Origin of the sequence: Pseudoduganella sp. SL102 (assembly GCF_027856995.1) — a bacterium.
In the GTDB taxonomy this organism is placed as follows: domain Bacteria; phylum Pseudomonadota; class Gammaproteobacteria; order Burkholderiales; family Burkholderiaceae_D; genus Rugamonas; species Rugamonas albidiflava.
This window is the reverse complement of record NZ_CP115554.1, coordinates 4,989,070-5,013,745: the sequence shown is the minus strand read 5'-3', so window position 1 is coordinate 5,013,745 and position 24,676 is coordinate 4,989,070. Positions and strand designations below refer to the sequence as shown.

21 protein-coding genes, 2 tRNA genes and 1 pseudogene are annotated in these 24,676 nt (G+C 64.1%); 18 read left to right on the top strand and 6 right to left on the bottom strand.

Annotated features, from left to right (window positions below; all coding sequences use genetic code 11):
* Positions 1–13 precede the first annotated feature (13 nt).
* The 4 genes and pseudogenes from OU994_RS21135 to OU994_RS21110 all read right to left on the bottom strand — a co-directional run bounded on the left by OU994_RS21135 (position 14) and on the right by OU994_RS21110 (position 5,273).
* The gene (locus OU994_RS21135; protein ID WP_281607528.1) at positions 14–1,252 is read right to left on the bottom strand and encodes a hypothetical protein; all 1,239 of its coding nucleotides are present in this window, start codon (positions 1,250–1,252) and stop codon (positions 14–16) included.
* An 82-nt stretch (positions 1,253–1,334) separates the two neighbouring features.
* Positions 1,335–3,251 (bottom strand): annotated as a pseudogene (locus OU994_RS31775) (S8 family serine peptidase); the annotation flags it as partial.
* Complete coding sequence (locus tag OU994_RS21115; protein WP_281607524.1) at positions 3,248–4,060, bottom strand: NF038120 family PEP-CTERM protein; 813 nt, start codon at positions 4,058–4,060, stop codon at positions 3,248–3,250. The gene OU994_RS21115 and the pseudogene OU994_RS31775, both read right to left, overlap by 4 nt.
* Positions 4,061–4,490: 430 nt before the next feature.
* Positions 4,491–5,273, bottom strand: coding sequence for a 3-hydroxybutyrate dehydrogenase (locus OU994_RS21110; protein ID WP_131149005.1), 783 nt, complete (start codon positions 5,271–5,273; stop codon positions 4,491–4,493).
* 176 nt (positions 5,274–5,449) lie between these two features.
* Between OU994_RS21110 and OU994_RS21105 the strand changes: the two genes are divergently transcribed.
* The 3 genes from OU994_RS21105 to OU994_RS21095 all read left to right on the top strand — a co-directional run bounded on the left by OU994_RS21105 (position 5,450) and on the right by OU994_RS21095 (position 9,128).
* Positions 5,450–6,343 (top strand): alpha/beta fold hydrolase, encoded by an 894-nt coding sequence (locus OU994_RS21105; RefSeq protein WP_281607523.1) that lies wholly within the window; start codon positions 5,450–5,452, stop codon positions 6,341–6,343.
* 95 nt (positions 6,344–6,438) lie between these two features.
* Positions 6,439–6,792, top strand: a complete 354-nt coding sequence (locus OU994_RS21100) for a RidA family protein (protein ID WP_131145226.1) — start codon at positions 6,439–6,441, stop codon at positions 6,790–6,792.
* A 92-nt stretch (positions 6,793–6,884) separates the two neighbouring features.
* A complete protein-coding gene (locus OU994_RS21095) occupies positions 6,885–9,128 on the top strand; it encodes a bifunctional (p)ppGpp synthetase/guanosine-3',5'-bis(diphosphate) 3'-pyrophosphohydrolase (RefSeq protein WP_281607522.1) in 2,244 nt (747 codons plus the stop codon).
* Positions 9,129–9,150: 22 nt separating this feature from the next.
* Here OU994_RS21095 and OU994_RS21090 read toward each other — a convergent pair whose 3' ends face one another.
* Positions 9,151–10,068, bottom strand: coding sequence for a cation diffusion facilitator family transporter (locus OU994_RS21090; RefSeq protein WP_281607521.1), 918 nt, complete (start codon positions 10,066–10,068; stop codon positions 9,151–9,153).
* A gap of 261 nt (positions 10,069–10,329) precedes the next feature.
* Between OU994_RS21090 and OU994_RS21085 the strand changes: the two genes are divergently transcribed.
* The 12 genes from OU994_RS21085 to OU994_RS21030 all read left to right on the top strand — a co-directional run bounded on the left by OU994_RS21085 (position 10,330) and on the right by OU994_RS21030 (position 21,871).
* Positions 10,330–10,406: transfer RNA gene (locus OU994_RS21085), tRNA-Val, on the top strand.
* 103 nt (positions 10,407–10,509) lie between these two features.
* Positions 10,510–10,586 (top strand) — tRNA-Val (locus OU994_RS21080).
* A gap of 245 nt (positions 10,587–10,831) precedes the next feature.
* Positions 10,832–12,739, top strand: a complete 1,908-nt coding sequence (gene thrS, locus OU994_RS21075; protein ID WP_281611680.1) for a threonine--tRNA ligase — start codon at positions 10,832–10,834, stop codon at positions 12,737–12,739.
* Positions 12,740–12,858: 119 nt separating this feature from the next.
* Positions 12,859–13,392, top strand: coding sequence for a translation initiation factor IF-3 (infC, locus tag OU994_RS21070; protein ID WP_131149007.1), 534 nt, complete (start codon positions 12,859–12,861; stop codon positions 13,390–13,392).
* A 375-nt stretch (positions 13,393–13,767) separates the two neighbouring features.
* Positions 13,768–13,965, top strand: coding sequence for a 50S ribosomal protein L35 (gene rpmI / locus OU994_RS21065; RefSeq protein ID WP_057262756.1), 198 nt, complete (start codon positions 13,768–13,770; stop codon positions 13,963–13,965).
* Between the two features lie 24 nt (positions 13,966–13,989).
* On the top strand, positions 13,990–14,352 hold the full coding sequence (gene rplT, locus OU994_RS21060; RefSeq protein WP_130188793.1) for a 50S ribosomal protein L20: 363 nt from the start codon (positions 13,990–13,992) through the stop codon (positions 14,350–14,352).
* 112 nt (positions 14,353–14,464) lie between these two features.
* Positions 14,465–15,481, top strand: coding sequence for a phenylalanine--tRNA ligase subunit alpha (gene pheS / locus OU994_RS21055; RefSeq protein ID WP_281607520.1), 1,017 nt, complete (start codon positions 14,465–14,467; stop codon positions 15,479–15,481).
* A 59-nt stretch (positions 15,482–15,540) separates the two neighbouring features.
* The gene (gene pheT / locus OU994_RS21050) at positions 15,541–17,982 is read left to right on the top strand and encodes a phenylalanine--tRNA ligase subunit beta (protein ID WP_281607519.1); all 2,442 of its coding nucleotides are present in this window, start codon (positions 15,541–15,543) and stop codon (positions 17,980–17,982) included.
* 556 nt (positions 17,983–18,538) lie between these two features.
* Entirely contained in the window at positions 18,539–18,886 is a 348-nt protein-coding gene (locus OU994_RS21045; RefSeq protein ID WP_131149008.1) for an integration host factor subunit alpha, read from the top strand.
* A gap of 12 nt (positions 18,887–18,898) precedes the next feature.
* Positions 18,899–19,285 carry a MerR family transcriptional regulator gene (locus OU994_RS21040; protein WP_131145231.1) on the top strand — a complete coding sequence of 129 codons (387 nt, stop codon included), beginning with the start codon at positions 18,899–18,901 and terminating at the stop codon, positions 19,283–19,285.
* Positions 19,286–19,478: 193 nt separating this feature from the next.
* Positions 19,479–20,111 (top strand): response regulator transcription factor, encoded by a 633-nt coding sequence (locus OU994_RS21035; protein ID WP_131145232.1) that lies wholly within the window; start codon positions 19,479–19,481, stop codon positions 20,109–20,111.
* A gap of 221 nt (positions 20,112–20,332) precedes the next feature.
* The gene (locus tag OU994_RS21030; protein WP_281607518.1) at positions 20,333–21,871 is read left to right on the top strand and encodes a CHASE3 domain-containing protein; all 1,539 of its coding nucleotides are present in this window, start codon (positions 20,333–20,335) and stop codon (positions 21,869–21,871) included.
* Here the strand turns inward: OU994_RS21030 and OU994_RS21025 are convergent.
* Positions 21,768–22,559, bottom strand: a complete 792-nt coding sequence (locus OU994_RS21025) for a Crp/Fnr family transcriptional regulator (protein WP_281607517.1) — start codon at positions 22,557–22,559, stop codon at positions 21,768–21,770. The two genes, OU994_RS21030 and OU994_RS21025, sit on opposite strands and share 104 nt — an antisense overlap.
* Before the next feature lie 604 nt (positions 22,560–23,163).
* On the opposite strand from OU994_RS21025, the gene OU994_RS21020 reads away from it, so the two are divergent.
* Genes OU994_RS21020 through OU994_RS21010 form a run of 3 tightly spaced genes read left to right on the top strand, consistent with a single transcriptional unit; the run spans position 23,164 to position 24,673 of the window.
* Entirely contained in the window at positions 23,164–23,586 is a 423-nt protein-coding gene (locus OU994_RS21020) for a type IV pilin protein (RefSeq protein ID WP_281607516.1), read from the top strand.
* Positions 23,574–24,242 (top strand): Tfp pilus assembly protein FimT/FimU, encoded by a 669-nt coding sequence (locus tag OU994_RS21015; RefSeq protein ID WP_281607515.1) that lies wholly within the window; start codon positions 23,574–23,576, stop codon positions 24,240–24,242. The genes OU994_RS21020 and OU994_RS21015 overlap by 13 nt, the downstream gene beginning before the upstream one ends.
* Positions 24,239–24,673 (top strand): prepilin-type N-terminal cleavage/methylation domain-containing protein, encoded by a 435-nt coding sequence (locus tag OU994_RS21010; RefSeq protein WP_131145237.1) that lies wholly within the window; start codon positions 24,239–24,241, stop codon positions 24,671–24,673. The genes OU994_RS21015 and OU994_RS21010 overlap by 4 nt, the downstream gene beginning before the upstream one ends.
* Positions 24,674–24,676: the final 3 nt, after the last annotated feature.

Below are 24,676 nucleotides of genomic sequence, written 5' to 3'. Positions count from 1 at the left end.
TGGCGCGCCTCGTTCAGTGCACCGTCGAGATCGCCTCGCGCAAGGCCGCGCCGCCCATCAATGGGGCGGCCGGCGCGGATTTCCGCATCGGTACCGCCCGCTGCGGCAAGCCTTCCGGCAGGATCGGATCCATCGCCAGCTGCGTCAGCAATTCGGTCTGGCCGTTGAGCTGGTATGCGAGCACGCCGTAGTAATACTTGCCCTCGTCGAGCCCGCTCCACGCCAGGCCCACCGTACCGGTGCTGCCCTTGCCGAGCATGGCCGGCGCCGAGACGCGCAGGTTGCCGGCATCCTGCCCCGGCGCGATGACCCAGGTGGACAGCGCGAAGGTGGCGCTGACACCGTTGTGCGGTCCCTCGCTGGCGACGCAGATGGTGTAGTCGCCCGGTTCCGGGTTGGTGGTGGCCGCCGAGCCGTTCCCGCCGTAGGGCACGAAGCCGGCCAGCTGGCCATGCGGGTCGATGACGAACAGGTTCAGGTAATCGCTCCAGCCCTGGCTGCCGGCCAGCGAGTCCGAATCGAACACCGCGAACCGCGCGGCCAGCGTGCCACCCGGGATTGACACCGTTTTCGTCGCCACTTGCGCGCTGCCGCCCGCCAGGCACGCCGCCAGCGCGGCGTCCACGCCGATCCCGCCCTGGACCGTCATCACGTCCTTGTGCGGCGGCACCAGCCCGCTGACGCCGACCTTCAGCCTGGCGGACGAACCGGCGATGATCGGGATCAGCTTGCGCCCGATGCGCTGGTCGCCGATCAGGTACTCCGGCGCGTCGATGACCATGGCACGCGCCTGCAGCGGGCTGCGCACGCGGTGCGCGCCGTCGCTCCACTCCAGGTAACCGTAGGACCAGGCCAGGTTCTCCGCCGTGGTACGCGTCAGCGTGGCCGTGAAGCTGCCCGTTTCGCCCGGCGCCAGGGTCAGTTCGGCGGGGCTGACGGCGACGTCGAAGCCATCCAGCTGCGCTTGGGCCCGATAGGTTGCGGCGGTGGCACCCACGTTCTTCACGGTGCGCGACAGGACTTCGCTCACCGCGACCGAAGGCGCCGTCAGCGCTGCCTGGTTCAGGTTGGTATCCGTCGTCGTGCCGACCGACCGGCAGGTTTCGGGCGCCACGCCGATGGACTCGGCACCGCACAGGAAGCGCTGCCAGTCGAGCGTGCCGGCGTCGTAGTACGAGGCCCGGATCGCCGGCGGCGTTGGGCTGCACGAAGCCGGCGCCCTGGCCCCACGGCAGCGTGCCGGACAGTTCACCGGTGAAGTCGCCTTCGCGTGTCTGCGCCGCGGTCGTCATCAGCGCCGACTTGATCGCGGCGGGCGACCAGCCGGGATGCTGCTGGCGCAGCAGCGCCGCCAGGCCCGCCACGTGCGGGCTGGCCATCGACGTACCGGTATGGAAGCCGAACCGCGCCGAGCCAGGCGCCGTGCCGGCCTGGACGATGCTGTTGCGATACTCCTGGTCCCCGGCCGGCGTGATGCCGGCCAGGATCTCGAGGCCGGGCGCCGCCAGGTCGGGCTTCATGACGCCGGGCACCACGATGTTCGGGCCGCGCGACGAGAACGACGTGACCGAAGGCGATGGATGCAGGTTGTCATGGATGCCGAAGGCCGACATTTCCAGCTTCGCATCGGGATGCCCGGCCAGGTGGCGCACCAGCGCTTCGCCATCGACCGGCAGCAGATCGACCGTGGGCACCGCGTAGTCGACGTGGTGCGGCGCTTCGTTGAACTCCAGCAGGACCATGCCGGCCGCGCCGGCCGCCTGCGCCACCACGCTCTTGGCCTTGGGCGCGATGCCGCCGGCTTCGCAGATCAGCACCTTGCCGGCCACCAGCTCGGGGTCGACCAGGCCATCGGGCCCGGCACCGGCGGCGTTCGCGTCGGCCGCGCCGAAGCACAGCGCGCGGGCATGGCGGTCCGCGTCGGACAACTGGTCGAACGGCTTGCGGCCCGCGTTGTGCGCGAAGATGAACGGGGTCGGCGGCAATGGGGCGCGATTGAGCGAGCCCCCGATCAGCGTCGGACCGCCGGGGACGGCCAGCACGGCCCCGGTCACCTTGTCGTGGTTCGTGGCCGCAACGGTGGCCAGCCAGGGCACGGCGTGCGCGACCGGGTACATCGGCCCGTCGTTGCCCGCCGAGGTGGCCACGAATACGCCGGCGGCCGCCGCCCCCAGGAACGCCTGGTCGACCGGGTCGTCGATCGACCAGGTGCCGCCGATCGAGAAGTTCAGCACGTCGACGCCATCGGCCACGGCCTGCTCGATCGCCGCCACCGAATCGCTCTGCATGCAGTTGGTCTTCACGTCGTCCGGAGTAGCCGGCAGCGTGTGGGTCCAGCATACCTTGTAGGCGGCGATCCGGGCGCGCGGCGCCATGCCCGACGCAGCGCCTGCCGGTACGCCGTCGAGCGCCACCGCCACGCCATGGTTGCCCCCGGCGGTGGATGCCGTGTGCGTGCCATGCCCCCGGCCCGAACCGGCCGTATGGATGCCGTCGCGGGGCGAGCGGAACTCGTTCCAGTGCAGGCGCGCGCCTTCCGCCATCCGCGCGGCGCTGAACGAGCGGGCGCCGACCAGCTTGTTGTTGCAGGCGGCCACCGTGAATCCTTCGCCGGTTTCGCAGGTGCCTTGCCATGTCGCCGGCGGCGCGCCATAGGCGAGGGTGCCGCTGGCGGCATGGGTCGGCTTGCCGTCGGCATCGATGCGGTCGGCGAAGGCCGTATGTTCGGGCCAGATGCCGGTGTCGATCACGCCGATGACGACATCCTCGCCCGCCTTCGTGCTGCCGCCCAGCTGGCTCCACAGGCCACCCGGCTGGTCGAGGCCGAGGTAGGCGGGGGTGTGGTTGGTGTCGAGCTGGAGCGGCTTCTCGGCGATCACGGCACGCACGCCCGGCTGCCGCTGCAGCGCGCGCGCTTCGGCCGGCGTCAGCAGGACCGACAAGCCGTTATAGACCAGCTGGTAACTGTGCAGCACCCGGGCACTCCGGTAACGGGCCAGCAGCGCCTGCTGCTTCTGGCGCAGGAAGCCGGTATAGCTGGCTACGGCCGCGGTGTTTGCGTTCAGTTGCGTGCCGGGCGCGGGGCGGGTGGCGCCCAGGCCGGCAATGCCGCCCTCGTAGCTGGCGGCCGGCTTGTCGGCGAGCTGCACGATATAGGTCCGGCGCGCCGTGTCGGCGGCCAGCGCGGGCCCGGTTGCGCACAACAGCAGGGCAGGGATCAGGAAAGGGAGCTTCTGGTAAGGGGGTTTCATGCGCGGCCTCCGTTGCGAAGGCGGCGCGTGCGGCTTGCCGCGCCCAGCAGTGCGAGGCCGCCGGCCAGCATGGCCAGTGCCGACGGTTCCGGCACGGCGCTCACGCTCAGGGTGCCGACCGCGAACTGCGAGGCGTTCAGCAGGGTGCCGTCGTTCAGGCAGGCACCGGCCGCCGTATACGCGCACGCGTCGATCCGCAGGCTGGTCAGGCTCGTGCCGGCAAAGGCATTGTCCAGTGTCCAGTCGGCCCAGGCATGCAAGTCGGGCAGGTCGGCCGTTGCGGTGATCACCGATCCCGCCGCCGTGCTCCCCCACAGGCGCAGCTGTCCCATGCTGTGCGCCGCGCCTTCCTCGCTTTCCGGGCCGATGCCGGCATAGGTCAGCGCCGACAGCCGGAAGGCGCTGCCATCCTCGCGGGAGAGCGTCAGCGAGCCGTCGTTCACGCCCGCATAGTACGAAGTTTCGCCGAAGGGGCAGGCCAGGAAGGTGCACGCCGACCACTGCTGGGCACCGACGACGGCGCCGGCGAGGCCGGGCTCGTAGTCGGGAAACGACTGGGCGAACGCGCTGTCCGCCACCACCGCCAGGAAGCCGTCGGTCGTGAAGCGGTCGCCGCCGTTGTACAGCGGACTATCCGCCGGCAGTGCCGGGGTGACGATATTGCTGACATTGTCGAAACCGATCGTGGCCGCCTGGGCGGACGGCGTGGCGGCGCTGGCCAGCACGGCGGCGCAGGCCAGCAGGCCGATACCGGAACGGATGCGCCGGCCGGGTGGCGCGGCAGTGCGGGAACTCGATAGCTTGGTCATGGTTATCCCTGTAAGTGGAGGAGGAACGACCGCCGCGCCACCGGAAAACGTCACAAAGACCGGACTGATAGCGCTATCAGCGGTGAGTCGATGCTATCGCAACTTCGTCATCGCGCCATGCAATTTTTTTAACGTAAAATTCGGCCGGGTCCAGCCGTGCAGAGTGAAAGTAGCGCATTCGCTGCTGAGACACGAGCCGCCAGAACGCGACTTGTGTTGTAAAATATCTACGATAGCGCTAGCAAATGGCTTGCGCGAAGGGGAGATTGCGGGCCGTCGAGCGCGGCCCGCGAGCGGTGCTGGAATCGGCTTGGATCAGCTTGAATCAGCTTGAATCAGCTTGAATCAGCTGGAGTTGCCTTGCGTGGATTGAAGTGTCTGGCAGGAAGAAGGGCGCCTGTCGCGTGCCCGCCAGGCGCTCTTCGAGGCCTTACTGGGCCACCCAGCCACCGTCGACGTTCCATGCCGCGCCACGTACCTGGCTGGCCACGTCGCTGCACAGGAACACGGCGAGGCCGCCCAGCTGCTCGGGTGTCACGAAGTCGCCGGACGGCTGCTTGTCGGCCAGCAGCGCGCGCTTGGCCTGGTCGTTCGTCAGGCCATCACGGGCGGCACGGTCGTCGACCTGTTTCTGCACCAGCGGGGTGAGCACGAAGCCGGGGCAGATCGCATTGACCGTCACGCCGGTCTGCGCCGTTTCCAGCGCGGTCACCTTGGTCAGGCCCACCAGGCCGTGCTTGGCGGCCACGTAGGCGGACTTGCCCGCCGAGCCGACCAGGCCGTGAGCCGAAGCGAGGTTGATGATGCGGCCCCAGTTCTGCTGCCTCATCCGCGGCAGGGCCAGGCGGCTGGTGTGGAAGGCGGAAGTCAGGTTGATGGCGATGATCGCATCCCATTTCTCGACCGGGAAGTCTTCGACGTTGGCGACGAACTGGATGCCGGCATTGTTGACGAGCACGTCGACGCCGCCGAATTTTTCGGTGGCGAACGCGAACAGCGCCTCGATTTCCGCCGGCTTGCTCATGTCGGCGTTGTGGTGTACGGTCTGCACGCCGAATTCCTGCGCCGTCGATGCCAGCAGGGTGGCGATGTCGTCGGCATTGCCGAAGCCGTTGAACACGATGTTGGCGCCTTGCGCGGCCAGTGCGCGGGCGATGCCCAGGCCGATGCCGGAGGTGGATCCGGTCACGAGGGCCGTTTTGCCGGAAAGGATAGTGCCGTTCGAAGGTGTGCTGCTCATGGTCTGCTCCATAGTTGGTGGCGGCCGTTCCGCCGATTCCGGGTTGCTGTTACCTGTCGTCCACTACGCTGCGCTAAACTTGCCAGGGATTTTAGCGGCAACGCACGGTAGAATGTAGCCCAAAAACCAAGACCCGGCAGGAGGCCAGGATGATCGAACCAGCGTTGAAGTCGGTGCAGTGCCTTTCCCCGGCGGGCTTGCACCGGATGGCCTACCAGGAATGGGGAGATCCATCCAACCCGAGAGTGCTGGTCTGCGTGCATGGCGTGACGCGCGTGTCGGACGACTTCGACGACCTGGCGCGCGCGCTGGCCGGCGAGTACCGCGTGGTGTGCCCGGATGTGGTGGGCCGCGGCCGTTCCGGCCGGCTGCGCAACCCGGACCTGTACCGCGTGCCGCAATACGTGAGCGACATGGTCACGCTGCTGGCGCGCGTGCTGGCCAATGTCGACTCGCAGCGGGAGCCAGGCAAGGTCGCATGGTTCGGCACGTCGATGGGCGGGCTGATCGGCATGGGCCTGGCGGCACTGCCGGACAGCCCGATCGGGCGCCTGGTATTGAACGACATCGGCCCGGTGCTGGATCCGGCGGCGCTGCGCCGCATCGGCGACTACATCGGCCAGGACGTGCGCTTCGCCACGTTCGAGGAAGGCGCGCGCTTCGTGCGCGACGTGTCGGCATCGTTCGGCCCGCACACGGAAGCGCAGTGGGAGAAAATGGCGCGCGACGTGCTGCGCCAGGATGCCGACGGCAGCTGGGTGCGGCATTACGACCTCGCGCTGGCGCAGCCGTTCCGCGCGGCGACGCCGGAATCGGTGTCCGCCGACGAGCACGTGCTGTGGGCCGCCTACGATGCGATCCGTTGCCCCACGCTGGTGGTGCGCGGCGCCGCATCGGACCTGCTGTCGCATGCGACGGCGCAGATGATGACGCAGCGCGGGCCGCGCGCCCGGCTGGTGGAGTTTGCCGGGGTGGGCCATGCGCCCACCTTCGTGCAGGCCGACCAGATCGCGGTGGCGCGCGAGTTCCTGCTGGAGCAATAGGGCTTATACCTTGGGGCGCGTACCCTGGTTCTGGAACCTGTACCGGGTCTTTAATCGGTCCCCTTTTTTTGTTGAACCTGTAGAAAAGAGAAGAAATGGAAATCAAACGACTGTACGTGGGCAAGCGCATGTCCGAAGTGGCGATCCACAACAACACCGTGTACCTGGCAGGCCAGGTCGCCGCCACCGAGCCGGACGCCGACATCAAGGGCCAGACCCGCGAAGTGCTGGCCGCCATCGACAAGCTGCTGGCCGAAGCCGGCAGCGACAAGAGCTGCATCCTGTCTACCCAGATCTTCATCAAGGACCTCGCCGATTTCGCGGCCATGAATGAAGTGTGGGAAGAGTGGGTCGCGCAAGGCCATACGCCGCCGCGCGCCACCGTCCAGGCCAACCTGGCCAACCCGGCCTGGCTGATCGAGATCGTCGTCGTCGCCGCCCAGCGCTGATCGCCCGGCACAGGTAGCAAGCGGGAAACCGGTTCGCCGGGTTCCCGTTTTTCAGGCAGCAATTCCCGCAGCAAGCAGCAAAGGTTTTTGTCATGGTCTCCATTGCGGCGCTGAACAGCGCAACGTCCGAACAGCTGGTGCTTGGCTTGTCCAGCGACGATGGCGCGCGCGTGCTCGCCGCCCTCGATTTCGCCAGCGCGGCCTATGCCGGCAAGCAGTGCGCCAGCGGCCAGCCGGCGTTCGATTTCGCCGTCGGCGCTGCTTCCACGCTGGCGCTGCTCAATACCGACGCGGCCACCCGCATCGCCGCGCTGCTGTTCGAACTGTGCCTGCTCGAGCCGGCGCAGGGCATCGCGATCGAACCGAAGTTCGGCAAGGAAGTGGCCGACCTCGTCATCGGCGTGCACCAGCTGATCCGGCTGCGCGAGCTGACCCAGGGGTCGCCCGCCGCCACGCGCGGCAAGAACGCCGCCCAGCAGGCGGTGGCGCAGATGGAAACGCTGCGCAAGATGCTGCTGGCGATGGCCAGCGACATGCGCGTGGTGCTGGTGCGGCTGGCCTCGTGCTGCAGCACGCTGCGCTGGTTCGCCGACCAGAAGATCTTCAACGAGATGACGCGCGCCTACGGCCGCGAGACGCTCGACCTGTATGCGCCGCTGGCGAACCGCCTCGGCATCTGGCAGATCAAGTGGGAACTGGAAGACCTGTCGTTCCGCTTCATCGAGCCGGAGAACTACAAGCGCATCGCCAAGATGCTCGAGGAAAAGCGCATGATGCGCGAAAGCTTCGTGACCCAGTCGATCGCGCGGCTGCAATCGGAGCTGGCCGCCGCCGGCATCCAGGCCGAGGTGTTCGGCCGGCCGAAGCATATCTACAGCATCTGGAACAAGATGCGCGGCAAGGAGCTCGATTTCACGGAACTGTACGACGTGCGGGCGTTCCGCGTGATCGTCCCCGACGTGAAGACGTGCTACACGGTGCTCGGCCTGGTCCATAACATCTGGACGCCGATCCCGAAGGAATTCGACGACTACATCTCGCGGCCCAAGCCGAACGGCTACCAGTCGCTGCACACGGTGGTGACGGCGGACGATGGCCGGCCGCTCGAGGTGCAGATCCGCACCCAGGAAATGCACAGCTTCGCCGAATATGGCGTGGCCGCGCACTGGCGCTACAAGGAAGAGGGCAATTCCAGCTTCCAGGGCCAGAAATACGATGAAAAGATCGCCTGGCTGCGCCAGCTGCTGGCGTGGAAGACCGACGTGGCCGATGCGGTCGTCGGGCAGGAGGAGCTGCAGCGCGAATGGGTGGAAAAGCTGAAGGAGGCGGCGCTGGACGACCGCATCTTCGTGCTGACCCCGCAGGCGCGCGTGCTTGAACTGCCGGTTGGCGCCACGCCGATCGATTTCGCCTACCACCTGCACAGCGACGTGGGCCACCGCTGCCGCGGCGCGCGCGTCGATGGCGTGATGGTGCCGCTCAACACGCCGCTCAGGAGCGGGCAGACGTGCGAGATCATCACCGCCAAGGGCGCTCCCGGCACGGCCGGCCCGTCGCGCGACTGGCTCAGCCCCGGCTATGCCGTCAGCAACCGCACGCGCGCCAAGGTGCGCGCCTGGTTCCATGCGATCGACGTGCAGGAAACGCTGTCGCACGGCCGCTCGCTGGTGGAAAAATCGCTGCAGCGCGAGGGCAAGACCGCCGTCAACCTGGAGACGCTGGCGCAAAAGCTCGGTTTCGCCAAAGTCGATGAGCTCTTCCTTGCCGTGGGCAAGGAAGAATTCAGCCTGCGGCACGTGGAGCACGCGCTGCACGACAACGCCGAGCCGGCGCCGCCCGAAGACGCGGTGGTGCTGAACAAGAGCCGTGCCTCGTCGACCGAGCAGGGCGCCAAGTCGGGCGTGCTGGTGGTCGGCACCGAGGGCCTGATGACACAGCTGGCCAGGTGCTGCAAGCCGGCACCGCCCGACCCGATCGTGGGGTTCGTCACGCGCGGCAAGGGGGTATCGATCCACCGTTTGTCGTGCAAGAACTTCGCCGAGATGCGGATCAAGGCGCCCGAGCGCGTGATCGTCACCGAATGGGGCGACGGCCAGCGGGAAACCGTCTACCCGGTGGACCTGTTCGTGCTGGCGGGCGACCGCCAGGGCCTGCTGCGCGATATCTCGGAAGTGTTTTCGCGCGAAAAGATCAACGTGATCGGCGTGAACACGCAAAGCGCGAAAGGGCAGGCGCGCATGACCTTCACCGCGGAAATCGGCTCGACGGCGCAAGTGCACAAGGCCCTGGCGGCCATCTCCGAAGTGACCGGCGTGCTCGAGGCGCGGCGCGCCTAGGCCGCGCGGTGGCGGGTAGCCGCTACTGCGGCCGGCCCTGCTTGCCGGCCAGTTCGGCCTGCAGCGTGACGTGGTCGATGCCGTGCTTTTCCAGCAGCATGGCGCGGATCGCCTTCAGCGTGGCCGGCCAGTGCTGCAGGTCGGGCACTTCGACATGGCCGATCAGCGCCGGCTGGCCTGGCGCCATGTCCCAGACATGCAGGTCGTGCACCGAGCTGACGCCTTCGACGCCTTCCAGGTCGTCGCCCACCTCTTCATAGTCGATATCGTCCGGCACGCCCTCCATCAGGTGGTGGCCCGATTCGCGCAGGATGCCCACGGTGGATTTCAGCAGCAGCAGCGACACCAGCAGCGACAGCAGCGGGTCGATCCGCATCCAGCCCGTGTAGTAGATCACGATGCCGGCCAGCAGCGCGGCCACGGAACCCAGCATGTCGCCCAGCACGTGCACCAGCGCCGCCCGCGTGTTCATGCTTTCGCGGTCCTTCGACAGCACCAGTGCCACCAGCACGTTCACCACCAGGCCGATCGCCGCCACGCCGGCCACCGTGCCACCCTGCACGGCTTGCGGCTGCGCGAAGCGGTGCGCCGCCTCGAACACGATCCAGCCGATCACCAGCAGCATGACCAGGCCGTTGATGAAGGCGGCCAGCGCCTCGGCGCGGCCGAAGCCGAACGAGTAGCGCGACGAGGGCGGGCGCTTGGCGATCAGCTGCGCGAACAGTGCCAGGCCGAGCGATGCGGCATCGGTGACCATGTGGCCTGCATCCGAGATCAGCGCGAGCGAGTTGGCCATGAAGCCGGCCACCACTTCGACGCCGGCAAAGGTCAGCGTCAGGCCCACGGCCCAGGCCAGGATCGCCAGGCTGCGGTCGGCGCGCTGGTGCTTGTATTTGGCGTCGCCCTTCAGGTGGGCGTGCAGGTGGCTGGTGGCGTTCATTGTTTGCGGTTGGTGGAGTCGGTAAAAATATAGCATGCATGCTGTTCGCGCATGATTGCACCCCAACGGCGAACCCTAGGGTCAGGAAGGAGTACAGCCTTGCAAGGCCGTACCGTTCCGCAGGCGATGAGCATGCTCCTCGAAGCCCCTGCTGCACCCCAGCGGGTCTGACCCTGGCCTTTGCCGTTAGGGTTGCCTTCAAGGGCAATTTCACTCTGGCCCTTGTCTTATCGGCGCTGCCTCTCTATAATGCTCGGCATTGGGCGGTTAGTTCAGCTGGTTAGAATACTTGGTCGACATCCAAGGGGTCGGGGATTCGAATTCCTCACCGCCCACCAGAATGCGAAGGGGTTGCATCACGATGTGATGCAACTTCATCAAGTTCAAAGAAGTAAGGCAGAAAAGCAGTAGCGCAACAGGCAGTAAATATGCAGTACAAGCGGGCGGTTAGTTCAGCTGGTTAGAATACTTGGTCGACATCCAAGGGGTCGGGGATTCGAATTCCTCACCGCCCACCAGAATACATCAGTAACATTATCAGCAACATTCAGTGTAAGAGCGAGAAAGGCAATCCGGTTATGACACCGCGAACTACAACCGCTAAGGTTTGGTGAGTGACGCTAGTCGATCGGCTTTCTTTGGCTTTTTCAAATTGAAAGATAACGCGGCTAGTCCGCGTTTTTTTTCGTCCCGGTTTTTCCTCTATTGTCAGTCGAGTTTCAGCTAATTTAATACGCGGCCCCGTGCCGATTGGAGAGCAATGATGGTATCAGTCCGACTTCCCGATGGCTCCGTGCGCCAGTTCGACGCGCCGGTGACAGTGGCCCAGGTGGCCTCCAACATCAGCAACAGCCTGGCCAAGGCCGCGCTGGCAGGCAAGGTCGACGGCAAGGTCGTCGATACCTCGTTCCTGATCGAGCAAGATGCCGACGTGGCCATCGTCACCGACAAGGATCCCGAAGGCCTGGACGTGATCCGCCACTCGACGGCCCACTTGCTGGCCTATGCCGTCAAGGAACTGTTCCCGGATGCGCAGGTGACCATCGGCCCGACCATCGAGAACGGCTTCTACTACGACTTCTCGTACAAGCGCCCGTTCACGCCGGACGACCTGGTGGCGATCGAGAAGAAGATGGCCGAGCTGGCCAAGAAGGATGAGCCGGTCACCCGCAAGGTGCTGCCGCGCGACGAGGCCGTGGCATACTTCAAGTCGATCGGCGAAGAGTACAAGGCCGAGATCATCGCCTCGATCCCGGCCAACGAAGACGTGTCGCTGTACAGCGAAGGCAAATTCACCGACCTGTGCCGCGGCCCGCACGTGCCATCCACCGGCAAGCTGAAAGTGTTCAAGCTGATGAAGCTGGCCGGCGCCTACTGGCGCGGCGATTCGAAGAACGAGATGCTGCAGCGCGTCTACGGCACCGCCTGGGCCAAGAAGGAAGAGCAGGAGCAGTACCTGCACATGCTGGAAGAAGCGGAAAAGCGCGACCACAGGAAACTCGGAAAGCAACTGGACTTCTTCCACTTCCAGGACGAAGCGCCGGGCCTGGTGTTCTGGCACCCGAAGGGCTGGACGATCTGGCAGCAGGTCGAACAATACATGCGCAAGAAGTACCAGGACAACGGCTACCAGGAAGTGAAGGCGCCGCAGATCCTCGACGCGAGCCTGTGGGGCAAGACCGGTCACTGGGATAACTACCGTGAAAACATGTTCGTCACGGAATCGGAAAACCGCCAGTACGCGCTGAAGCCGATGAACTGCCCGGGCCACGTGCAGATCTTCAACAGCGACCTGCGCTCCTACCGCGACCTGCCGCTGCGCTACGGCGAATTCGGCCAATGCCACCGCAACGAACCGTCCGGCGCGCTGCACGGCATCATGCGCGTGCGCGGTTTCACGCAGGACGATGGCCACATCTTCTGCACGCACGAGCAGATCGAGCCGGAAGTGGTGGCCTTCCACCAGCAGGCGATGGAAGTGTATGCGGACTTCGATTTCACCAATATCGAGGTGAAGCTGGCGCTGCGCCCGGACAACCGCATCGGCACCGATGAAGTCTGGAACGACGCGGAAGAGGCGCTGCGCCACGGCTTGCGCGCCTGCGGCGTGACGTGGACGGAATTGCCGGGCGAGGGCGCGTTCTACGGCCCGAAGATCGAATACCACCTGAAGGATTCGCTGGGCCGCCCATGGCAGGTCGGCACGATGCAGGTCGACTTCTTCATGCCGGAGCGTCTCGGCGCGCAATATGTCGCGGAAGACAACACGAAGAAGACGCCGGTCATGCTGCACCGGGCGATCGTCGGCTCGATGGAGCGCTTCATCGGCATCCTGATCGAGAACTACGCGGGCGCGCTGCCGATGTGGCTGGCGCCGGTGCAGGTATCGATCCTGAATATCTCGGAAGGGCAGGCGGCATACGCCACCGAACTGGCCGCCAAGCTGCGCAAGCTGGGCTTCCGCGTCACTGCTGATTTGCGCAACGAGAAGATCACGTATAAAATACGCGAACATTCCGTCCAAAAAATGCCTTACATCCTCGTCATCGGGGATAAAGAGCGGGATGCCAATACCGTGGCCGTGCGTGCGCGGGGCAATGTCGATCTGGGTGTAATGTCCATCGATGCCCTGGTTGAGCGACTCCAGCAGGATGTCGCCAGCAAAGCCTGACGGGGATTGATCACCGAGGCTTGATCGTTAAAGTAATTTACGTAAAGTAATTAACATCGAGCCTCGATCGTAAAGTCCTCGTAACCGGCCAACTTACAAAATTTTTAAAGGAAACTGCAATAGCTACTGACAAGTCGCAGCATCGCATCAATGGCGAAATCACGGCACCGGAAATGCGTCTTTCCGGCGTCAATAATGAGCCGCTGGGCATCGTGAGCCTGGCCGAAGCCTTCCGCCTGGCGGAAGAAGCGAACGTGGACCTCGTGGAAATTGCGCCCACCGCGCAGCCACCGGTTTGCCGTCTGATGGATTACGGTAAGTTCAAGTACTCCGAGCAGAAAAAAGCGCACGAAGCCAAATTGAAGCAGAAAGTCATCTCCGTGAAGGAAGTCAAATTCCGTCCCGGTACTGACGATGGCGACTACAACATCAAGCTGCGCAACCTGATCAAGTTCCTGGAAGAGGGCGACAAGACGAAGATCACCCTTCGTTTCCGCGGCCGCGAAATGGCCCACCAGGACATCGGCATGCGCATGCTGGAGCGGTTGAAGTCCGATCTGGAAGAGTTCGGCCAGGTCGAGCAGTTCCCCAAGATGGAAGGGCGTCAAATGATCATGGTCATAGCCCCCAAGAAAAAAAATCCGCCGCGGTAAGCCTGCAAAGCGGGCGCATTTCGGGTCCACCGTGCTCATCGTACTGAAGTACGATTCCGCGCGCTGGGCCCGAACTGCATCCCGCTGTGCAGGTTACCGGGGGCGGATTTCAACTATGCATCCGCCAATGATGGTGCGTAGCTGAAAAACTCGGTATAATTGCCGGCTTGCCGACAAGCTGGTGTTGGACGCCTTTAGGTGTCGCGCGCCAGTTGAGCCCTCGAGCCCGGCAACAAGAATTTGCGGGATCAAATCCGCAACATGTAGTGGCCCCGCCGCCGCTGCATCAACAAGTGAAAGCAGGCACCCAAGCGCAACGTGTTGTTGCCACCTGCGATCCTGTTATTTGGAGCTGTCCGCGAGGACAGATGTGTTATGCCAAAAATGAAGACCAAAAGCTCCGCGAAGAAGCGTTTTCGCGTGCGTCCGGGTGGTACCGTCAAATCGGGTATGGCGTTCAAGCGTCACATCCTGACCAAGAAGACCACCAAAAACAAGCGTCAGCTGCGTGGCACCCGTAACATCAATGCGTCCGACGTCACCAGCGTCCTGCGCATGATGCCGTCCGCTTAATCTCACACTCATTAAGGAGCTACTATGCCTCGAGTAAAACGTGGGGTTACCGCGCGTGCCCGTCATAAAAAAGTACTAAACCAGGCCAAGGGTTACCGCGGTCGTCGCAGCAAGGTTTACCGTATTGCCAAGCAAGCAGTCATGCGCGCTGGCCAGTACGCCTACCGCGACCGTCGTAACAAGAAGCGCGTCTTCCGCGCCCTGTGGATCACCCGTATCAACGCGGCTTCGCGCGAACACGGCCTGACCTACAGCGTCTTCATGAATGGCCTGAAGAAAGCTGCTATCGAACTGGACCGTAAAGTCCTGGCCGATATGGCTGTGATGGACAAGCCGGCGTTTGCCGCGATTGTCAACGCCGTGAAAGCAAAGATCGCTGCTGCCTAATTAAGCATTGGCAATCGATGTTGCGTGCCGCCCGAAGGGTGGCGCGAAGAGCGGGGCACGGGATAACGACCGGTGCCCCGTTTTACATTTCCAGCATAGGAAAATCAGTCGGATGAACTCCCTCGAACAAATCGTTTCCGTCGCGCAGGCTGACTTCCTCGCCGCCGCGGACGCCGCCGCACTTGAAAACGCCAAAGCCAAGTACCTTGGCAAGACTGGCCAGATTACCGAACTGATGAAGGGCCTCGGCAAGCTCGCGCCCGAGGAAAAGAAAGCCCAGGGCGCCCTGATCAACGCCGCCAAGCAGCAGATCGAAGCCGCGCTGACCGCGCGCCGCGATGCGCTGGCCGATGCGCAGCTGCAGCAGCGCCTGAATGCCGAAGCGATCGACGTGACCTTGCCCGGCCGCGGCCGCGCTCCCGGTGGACTCCACCCGGTGATGCGCACGTGGGAACGGGTCGAGGCGATCTTCCGCTCGATCGGCTTCGAAGTGGCTGCCGGCCCCGAGATCGAAACCGACTGGACCAACTTCACCGCGCTGAACAGCCCGGAAAACCACCCGGCCCGTTCGATGCAGGATACCTTCTACATCGAAGGCAGCGACAGCACGGGCAAGCCGCTGCTGCTGCGCACGCACACCAGCCCCATGCAGGTGCGCTATGCGCGCAGCCACCAGCCGCCGATCAAGGTGATCGCGCCGGGCCGCACCTACCGCGTCGACAGCGACGCCACCCACTCGCCGATGTTCCACCAGGTCGAGGGCCTGTGGATCGCCGAGAACATCAGCTTCGCCGACCTGAAGGGCGTGTACCTGAACTTCGTGAAGGCATTCTTCGAGACCGACGACCTGGAAGTCAGGTTCCGCCCGTCCTACTTCCCGTTCACGGAACCGTCGGCCGAGATCGACATCGCGTTCGGCTCGGGTCCGCTGAAGGGCCGCTGGCTGGAAGTGTCCGGCTCGGGCCAGGTGCACCCGTCCGTCGTGCGCAATTTCGGGCTGGACCCGGAAAAATACATCGGCTTCGCGTTCGGCTCCGGCCTCGAGCGCCTGACGATGCTGCGCTACGGCGTCAACGACCTGCGCCTGTTCTACGAAGGCGACCTGCGCTTCCTGAAGCAGTTCAACTGAGCGGCTCAGGCAAGCCCCCACAGGGCAGTTCAATTAAAAAAGAATACTGAAGGCTGAAAATGCAATTCTCCGAAAACTGGCTCCGCACCATGGTCGATCCGAAGATGACTTCGGATGAGCTGTCCCACCTGCTGACGATGTCCGGCCTCGAAGTGGAAGAAGTGGAACCCGTCGCGCCGCCGTTCACCAACGTCGTCGTCGGCCACGTGCGCGAAGTGCAGAAACACCCGAACGCCGATCGCCTGAACGTGTGCCAGGTCGACGTGGGCACTGGCACGCTGCTCAACATCGTGTGCGGCGCGCCGAACGTGCGCGAAGGCCTGAAAGTGGCATGCGCGACGGCGGGTGCCGTGCTGCCGCCGGGCGCCGACGGCAAGCCGTTTGAAATCAAGGTCGGCAAGCTGCGCGGCGTCGAGTCGCAGGGCATGCTGTGCTCGGCACGCGAACTGAAGCTGTCCGAGGACCACGGCGGCCTGCTGGAACTGCCGGACAATGCGCCGGTCGGCACGAATTTCCGCGATTACTACGCGCTCAACGACCTGAAGTTCACCATCAAGCTGACGCCGAACAAGGCCGACTGCCTGTCCGTGCTGGGCGTTGCCCGCGAAGTGGCGGCACTGACCGGTTCGCCGCTGAACGCGCCGGCAGGTGCCGCCGCCGCCGTCACGCTGGATGAGAAGCTGGCCGTCAAGATCGGCGCGCCGGACCTGTGCGGCCGCTTTGGCGGCCGCGTGATCCGCAACCTGAACGCAAAGGCGGCGACGCCGGACTGGATGAAGCAGCGCCTGGAGCGCAGCGGCCAGCGTTCGCTGTCGGCGCTGGTCGACATCTCGAACTACGTGATGCTGGAGCTGGGCCGTCCGTCGCACGTGTTCGACCTGGACAAGATCCATGGCGGCCTCGAGGTGCGCTGGGGCAAGGCCGGCGAATCCCTGAAGCTGCTGAACGGGAATACCGTTTCCGTCGACGAATGGGTCGGCGTGGTCGCCGACGCCGAGCAGGTCGAATCGCTGGCCGGCATCATGGGCGGCGATGCCACGGCCGTGTCGCTCGACACCACCAATGTGTACCTGGAAGCGGCGTTCTGGTGGCCGAACGCGATCCAGGGCCGCGCCCGCAAGTACAACTTCTCCACCGACGCGGCGCACCGATTCGAGCGCGGCGTCGATTACGCGACGATTCCCGAGCACATCGAGCGCATCACGGCGCTGATCCTGGAAATCTGCGGCACGGCCGAGACGAAAGTGGGCCCGATCGACGACCAGGTCGTCAACCTGCCCGAGCGCAAGCCGGTGCAACTGCGTACCGCGCGTGCCCAGAAGGTGATCGGCGTGCCACTGACGGACGACGTCATCGCCGACATCTTCACGCGCCTGGCGCTGCCGTTCACGCTGCAGCAGGATGCCCAGGGCGGCGGCGTGTTCAGCGTGACCGCGCCGAGCTACCGCTTCGACATCGAGATCGAGGAAGACCTGATCGAGGAAGTGGCGCGCGTGTACGGCTTCGAGAACATCCCGGCCAGGCCTCCGGTGGCCGAGAACACGATGCGGATCGCGCCGGAAAACGAGCGTTCGATCTTCGCCGTGCGCCACCAGCTGGCCGACCTGGGCTACCAGGAAGTGGTCAACATGAGCTTCGTGGAAGCGCAGTGGGAGCAGGACTTCAACGCCAATGACGACCCGATCAAGCTGCAGAACCCGATCGCCAGCCAGCTGTCGGTGATGCGCTCGTCGCTGATCGGCAGCCTGGTCGCCAATGTGCGCTACAACGTCAACCGCAAGGCGCCGCGCGTGCGGGCGTTCGAAGTGGGCGCCGTGTACAAGCGCGACGCCGGCGTGCAGGATGGCCCGCTGACGGTGGCCGGCTACGACCAGCCGCAACGCGTCGGCGCCATTGCCTATGGCCCGCAGGCCGATGAGCAGTGGGGCCTGCCGACCCGCGACGCCGATTTCTTCGACGTCAAGGCCGACCTGGAAGCGCTGTTCGCCCCCGTCCCGCTGCGCTTCGCCAAGCTGGAGCACCCGGCGCTGCACCCGGGCCGTGCCGCATCCGTGGCGGTCGAGGGCAAGGTGATCGGCTTCATCGGCGAACTGCATCCGCGCTGGCTGCAAAAGTACGACTTGCCGAAGGCCCCGGTGGTCTTCGAAGTCGATGCTGTTGCGTTGCAACAACGTGCGGTACCGGCCTACACGGAAATCTCCAAGTTCCCGGGCACCAGCCGCGACCTGGCGCTGGTCGTTCCGCAAACGGTGGCAACCCAGGAATTGCTGGACGTGTTCGCCGCCGCGGTGGCCGCCAGCGAACACGCGCGCATCGTGCAAGCCATTGTTTTGTTTGATGAATACCGTGGCGCCGGCCTCGCGTCGGACGAGAAATCACTTGCTTTCCGCTTTAGCTTGCAAGATACTCAAACAACCCTGCAGGACGAAATCGTCGATGCCTTGATGGGTTCGCTGGTCGATGCGGCGGCGCAGAAACTGGGTGCGAAAGCCCGAAAATAACGGTCGCTGAGGCGAGCCGATCCAAGCTGAGGTCGAAGCCGCCTCGGCTCGGCTCAAATTTGGCTCGGTTCAAGTCGCGGTTCAAGTCGCGGTTCAAGTCTCGGTTCAAGCTCGGCCCGGTTCAAGTTCGGCTCGGTTCAGGCTCGGCTCGGCTCGGTTCAAGTTCAAGTTCGAGTTCAAGTTCAACTTCGGCTCGTTCCAGCTCCGCTTGACTCGATCGGATCAGATGCATCGGTCCGATCCGGCCCGGTTCCGCCGGCGCCGGGCTGGCCGGCAGTTTGTTATGACAAGATTGTTGTGATAACTTGTTTTGCTGTCGGGCGCCCCTATCTTAGGGTGGACTTAAGCTCAGCAGTAAATGCGCGGTAAATGGGCAGTAAGTGCGGTGTGGCTCTTTCGCGCACCGCAGCATTCATTCAGAATAGTCAACATTCGGTTCACATAAGCGGGTCCGGCATTGCCGGACCCACGTACTTTGTAAAGGCAGGGCAGCAAAATTAACAACAACGACACCGCGGTTTTGCAATCAGCGCTGGATGCCGAGTTGCACAGCGCCATGCAGGTTGCAAAGGTCCGCAAGGAAGCTGAGAAGAGCTTGCCTACGCTCACCAAAGCAGAACTTGCCGAATTGCTGTTCGAACAAGTCGGCTTGAACAAGCGCGAGGCAAAGGATATGGTCGAAACCTTCTTCGACGAGATTCGCAACGCGCTCGAGCGCGGCGAAGCGGTCAAATTGTCCGGTTTCGGCAATTTCCAGCTGCGCGACAAGCCGCAGCGCCCGGGCCGCAACCCGAAGACGGGCGAAGAAATTCCGATCACGGCGCGCCGCGTCGTGACCTTCCACGCCAGCCAGAAGCTCAAGGGCATGGTGGAAGAAAGTGCCGCGCTGGCACGAGCAGCCTGATAAAGGGTAGGCATGAACGATCGCCTCAGCAAGACCGAACTGGTCAGCTTGCCACCGATTCCGGCCAAGCGTTACTTCACGATCGGCGAGGTCAGCGAGCTGTGCGGTGTGAAGCCGCATGTGCTGCGCTACTGGGAACAGGAATTTACCCAGCTCAAGCCGGTCAAGCGCCGTGGCAACCGCCGCTATTACCAGCACCATGAAGTGCTGCTGATCCGCCGGATCCGTGAGCTGCTCTACGAGCAGGGCTTCACGATCAGCGGTGCGCGCAATAAGCTGGACAGCCGTGGCGTCGCCGCCCAGGAAGCGTATGATAACGATATGCCACCACCGCCACCGCCGCTCGACCGGGAAATGATCCGCAACGAGTTGCTGGCGATTCTTGGCCTGTTGAAATAAGGGCTGCGCCGCACGGCGCGCCCTGCATCTTTTTTTTACCACCTTCGTCCCCATTTGTAGGCGCGACAACGGGCCAGAACGTTAAATGATTGGTGTTACAATATCAACGTTATAATTCTGTTAGTGAAAAATACAGACGCTCGGCGAGCGATCCACGGCCAATTTCCCAAGCCAGGGATATACGAGGGAAACAATGATACGCGTTGCCATTTGTGACGATCACCAGATAGTACGAGCAGGCTTCAAACAGATCTTTTCGCAATCCGAAGAATTTTCCGTGGTTGCGGAAGGCAGTACCGGGCGCGAAGCACTGGACATTGCGCGCCGCGAGATTTGCGACGTCCTGCTGCTCGATATCGCCATGCCCGACCAGAGCGGTATCGACACCTTGCGTACCATTCGCCAGGGCCAGCCGGATCTTCCCGTGCTGATCCTGTCCGGCTACCCGGCACAGCAATATGCGCTGAACCTGTTCAAGATGGGGGCCAACGGTTACCTGAACAAGGAATGCGAGGCGGATGAACTGATTACTGCCGTGCGCACCGTGTTCCAGGGGCGCCGCTATGTCAGTTCGCAAGTCGGCGAATTGCTGGCGCAAAGCTTCGACCGCGACCCGAATACCGCGCTGCACACGGAATTGTCGGACCGCGAATTCCAGGTCTTCCTGCGGCTGGCGCGCGGTGCCACCGTGTCCGATATCGGTACCGCGCTGTCGCTCAGCATCAAGACAGTCAGCACCTACCGTACCCGGATCATGGAGAAGATGGGCTTGCAGTCCAATAGTGACCTGACCTACTATGCAATGAAGAACAATCTGCTGGATTGACCGCGGCCGAGTGCTCGTCAGGACTGGAACCGCCAGCGCCGATCCTCCCGGATCGGTTCTGGCGGTTTTCTTTTGGCGCGGCGGTTGTGGCGGCGGCATGCCAAGGCGGTGTTGTTCCGCGGGGTAATATTCCCGCTCTGCAGCATTTCCGGTGGGCACTAAAACGGCGGCCGGGCTATAATGGCCCGACCGCCGTCCGCGCCAGCGAAGGATGCTTCAGGATGTATTTCACCGCGAAGGCAGCGCCGCATCACCGGCTGCCCCTCTACAAGACCGTTTTGTGCGTTACGTGCGCGCTGATCCTTATCGTCAACGGCCTGTTCCTTTTCCATAACCTGCGGGCGCTGAAAAGCGCCAACGCGCAGGTGCTGCAAAGCTCGCGGGTTGCCGAGCGCCTCCAGTACCTGGACGTCCTGGTGCAGGACGCCGAAAGCAGCATGCGCGGCTATTTCATCTCCGGCAACGAAGTCTATCTCGGCCCCACGCGCAGCGTGCTCGACAAGACAGAGGCGGAAGTGCGCCAGCTACAGGCGCTGTTGGCCGACAATCCCGCGCAGTTGAAGAATTTGTCCCAGCTGAACACGCTTGTCCGGCGCAAGCTGACGATGCTGAACCAGGCCATCGAGGTGTACCACCATGGCGGGCTGGATGAAATCGTCAACATCTCGCGCTATGGCGACGAGAAAGGCGGCCTGGACGAGATCAGGCTGCAAACCGTGATCATGATCCAGGAGCAGAACGAAACCCTGGAGGCGCGCAGCGCGCGGTTCTACGAGGAATACCACAATGCGCTCGTGCTGGGTGTCCTGATCAATGCGGTGGCCATCGTCGTGCTGGTCATGTTCTACCGCCTGGTCAGCCGCAGCTACTTCCGGCAGGCAGCCGTGGAGTATGCGCTGCAGCAGTCGAACGAAAATCTCGAGGCGATGGTTGCGCAGCGTACCGAGCAGCTATCCGTGCTGTCGCGGCATCTGATCAGTGTCAGCGAGGATGAAAAGTCGCGCCTGTCGCGCGAGCTGCATGACGAAATGGGCGCCAGCCTCACGTCGATCGGCATGGATATCGGCGCCGTCATGCTGCAGTTGCAGAAGACGCATCCGGACCTGGCGGCCCAGTTGAAGCGGGCTCGCGGCACGCTGGTGGAAACGGTGGAGCTGAAGCGCCGCATCATCGAGAACCTGCGCCCCAGCCTGCTGGACAACCTGGGCCTGTGCGCCGCCATCGACAGCTACACCGACGACTTCTCGCGCATGACGAAGCTGCCGTGCGATACCGAGATCGGGCCGGAGATCGATGGCATCGTGCGGGGCGGCGACGCCAGCCTGTCGATCGCGCTGTTCCGCATCGTGCAGGAATCGCTGACCAATATCCGCAAGTATGCGCAGGCCAGCCGCGTGTCGGTCACGCTGCAGCGAACGGAAGAGGGCATCGTGCTGAGGATTATCGATGACGGTATCGGCATCGCGGCGCCGACGCTGGCCAAGCCGATGTCGCACGGCATCCTGGGGATGCGGGAGCGCGCCTTGCTGCTGGGCGGTACCCTGACGATCCGCCGCGGGCGCGGCGACAAGGGGACCTGCATCGAAGTGCGCATACCGCTGCGCAGCCAGGCCGAGCCTGCCGCGCAGGGCAATGAAACGGTGAAGCTGGCGGCGTTCAGCAGCCCGCTACGTCAACGAGCAGACGATCGTATTCCGTCTTTGCCACCTTATAGCACTCGCCCGCATAGCGTTCCAGTCCCGCACGATCCAGTACAGTGATGTTGCCGCGGCGGTAAGTGATCAAGCCGTCTTCCTGCAGTTTGCCGGCGGCGGCCGTGATGCTTTCGCGGCGCACGCCCAGCATGATCGAGATCATTTCCTGCGTCACCTTCAGCTCGTTGGTCGGCGAGCGGTCCAGGCGGTCCAGCAGCCAGCGGCACAGCTTTTGTTCGATCGAGCTGTGGCGGCCACCCACGGCGTTCTGCGCCATCTGGGCAAACAGCGCCGTGTTGTAGCGCATCAGCAGCTGGGGCAGGGCGCCGCCCTGGTTGAAAGCGTCGCGCAGTGCCTGGGCCTTCAGGCGGTAGCCATAGCCGGCGCTCTGCACGACCGCAGTGCACATGGCCCGTTCGCCCGGGAACATCGACACGCCCACCACGCCTTCGTGGCCGACCACGGCGATTTCCGTCGTGGCGCCATCTTCCATCACGTACAGCAGCGAAACGATGGCCGTGGTCGGGAAATAAACGTTTTCCAGCTTGCTGCCATACTCGAACAGTTCCTTGCCGAACGGCAGTTGCACCAGTTCCAGGTGCTCGAACAACGACTCCAGCACGTGGCGCGGCAGCGCGGCCAGCAATTCATTCTGCTGGGTGCCGCTGTAGCTGATCACGGGCCGGGTGGCTTCCCGCACGCCGGCGAGCGGCATCGAGGTTTTTTCGGAAATGCCAAGTTGAGTGTTGTTCATATTGTCCTCACGAGCTTAAGTACAGGAATTGCGTCGGCTGCTTCAGTGTGAATTGCGAATTGCGACTCTTGGTTAGATGCCGCACGGCGCCGATCGCGTTGGTAGTACTTTAAGTTCCTATGTAGGTAACGAACATAAGACGGGTTTCCGCCGGGGTGTAGGTTGGTTAGATCATCAGCTGTCAGTCTAGTCCTACGGAAACTTCGCATTTTCATAACATAGCGGGTTTGCCGACAGCGCACGATTGACCTCGCGGCAGGCTCGACCGGCCGCAACGCCAGGCCCTGCCTCATTTCCCCGTTTTTCGGTGCTGTCCGTACGGCAGCGAACATTGCTTCAGGAAATACTCCGCACGGGGGCGGTTCGACAGCCTTGCCCAGTCCGGATGGCCCGGCAAGCGCCCGGCAAGGTCTGCTCCTACAGACCCTTGAATCCATCACTCTGCTGTAAGCGCAGGTTTCATGCGCAAACCCGGCAACAACTACCGCCGCACGCCGTGCCAAGACGCGCGCAGGCCACACGAGACGATTTTTTCCTAAAGAAACGATAGTTTCTGTCGTAAAATTGCCGTACATCAATATCGCACAATGTCACAAAGGCTCCCATGAAACACGCCCAACAAGGCTTCACGCTGATGGAAGTACTGGTCACCGTGGTGATCGTCGGCATCTTGTCGGCCGTGGCCGTGCCGGCCTACACCGGCTATGTCACCCGCGCGCGCACGGCGGAGGCGTTTACGGCGCTGGGCGCGGCGCAGGCGAATGCGGAGCAGTTCTGGAACAACGGCCGCAGTTATGCGGGGTTCGACAACTCCAGCGCCTTTCCCGCAGCGACGCCGAATTTCACCTATGCGCTGAGCAACGCCACCGCGTCCACCTTCACGGTGACGGCCACCGGCCGCGCGAAGATGACCGGGTTTACTTACACGATCGACCAGAACGGCAACCGGGCCACCACGGCAACGCCGGCGTGGGGCACCAATACGGCGTGCTGGGTCGACAGGAAGGGCGGCCAGTGCTCCAGCTGAAGCTGCCATCGCCGGTGCTGACAGGGCTGTCGCCGCCGGTGCGGCCGCGGCCGCTCGGCTATACGCTCATCGAGGTGCTGGTCGGCATCGCCATCCTCGGCATCCTGCTGGCCGTCGGCGTGCCCAACATGACGCAATGGATCGTCTCCAACAAGGCCAGGGCGGCGTCGGAGTTCTACCTGGACGGCCTGTCGATGGCGCGGCGCCAGGCGGTGGCGCACAACGCGCGCAGCCGCTTCGTGCTCACGCCCGGCACCAATGGCCAGTTCGACTGGCAGGTCGACCTGTGCTTCCCCGCGCCGGGTGTCCCGTGCACGGACAACACCGGCAACTGGTCGACGACCGCCGCCGCGGCAACGGGCGATCCGGAAGGCGCAGCGGGCTTCCGCTCCGTGTTCCGCGCCGCCACGTCGCTGCCGCCGTCGACCATCCTGATCCCGGCCGTGGCGCCGGAAGGGGCGACGGCCGTGTATTTCACCGAACTGGGCTGGGTGGACACGACCATCCAGGACCGGCTGACCCGGCTGCGCCTCGATCCTTCCACCGGCCTGGCCGGTGATGTCCGTGCCGCCGCGGTCGCTGTCACGCTGGCCGGCATGGCGGCGAAATGCGACCCGGCCACCGTCGCGCCCGACTCCCGGGCCTGTCCGCCATGATGCCGCGCACCGTCCGGCGCATGCCCCCGGCCCGGCGCGTCCAGCACGGCATCGCCCTGCTCGAAGCGCTGATCGCCGTCGTGATCCTGGCGCTCGGCCTGCTGGGCACGATCGGCCTGCAGGCGCGCTCGTACTCGGCGCTGGCCGACTCGGCGATGCGGGCGGAAGCCACGCTGGCGGCCGACCGCCTGGTGGGCATCATGAGCAACGACGTGGCCAACCTGGCCACCTACCAGGTCGCGCTGGGCGCCACCGCCCCGGCCGCGCTGGCGCCGTGGTCTGCCGAGACGGCAGCCGCCATCCCGGGCGCGCGCTGCCGCGTCACCGTGGTGCCGGAAGCGCAGCGCACCCGCGTGGAAATCGAGATCCGCTGGCGCCGCAAGCAGGGCGCCGACGACAGCGGCCATCTCGTGACCGCGTACATCCGATGAGCA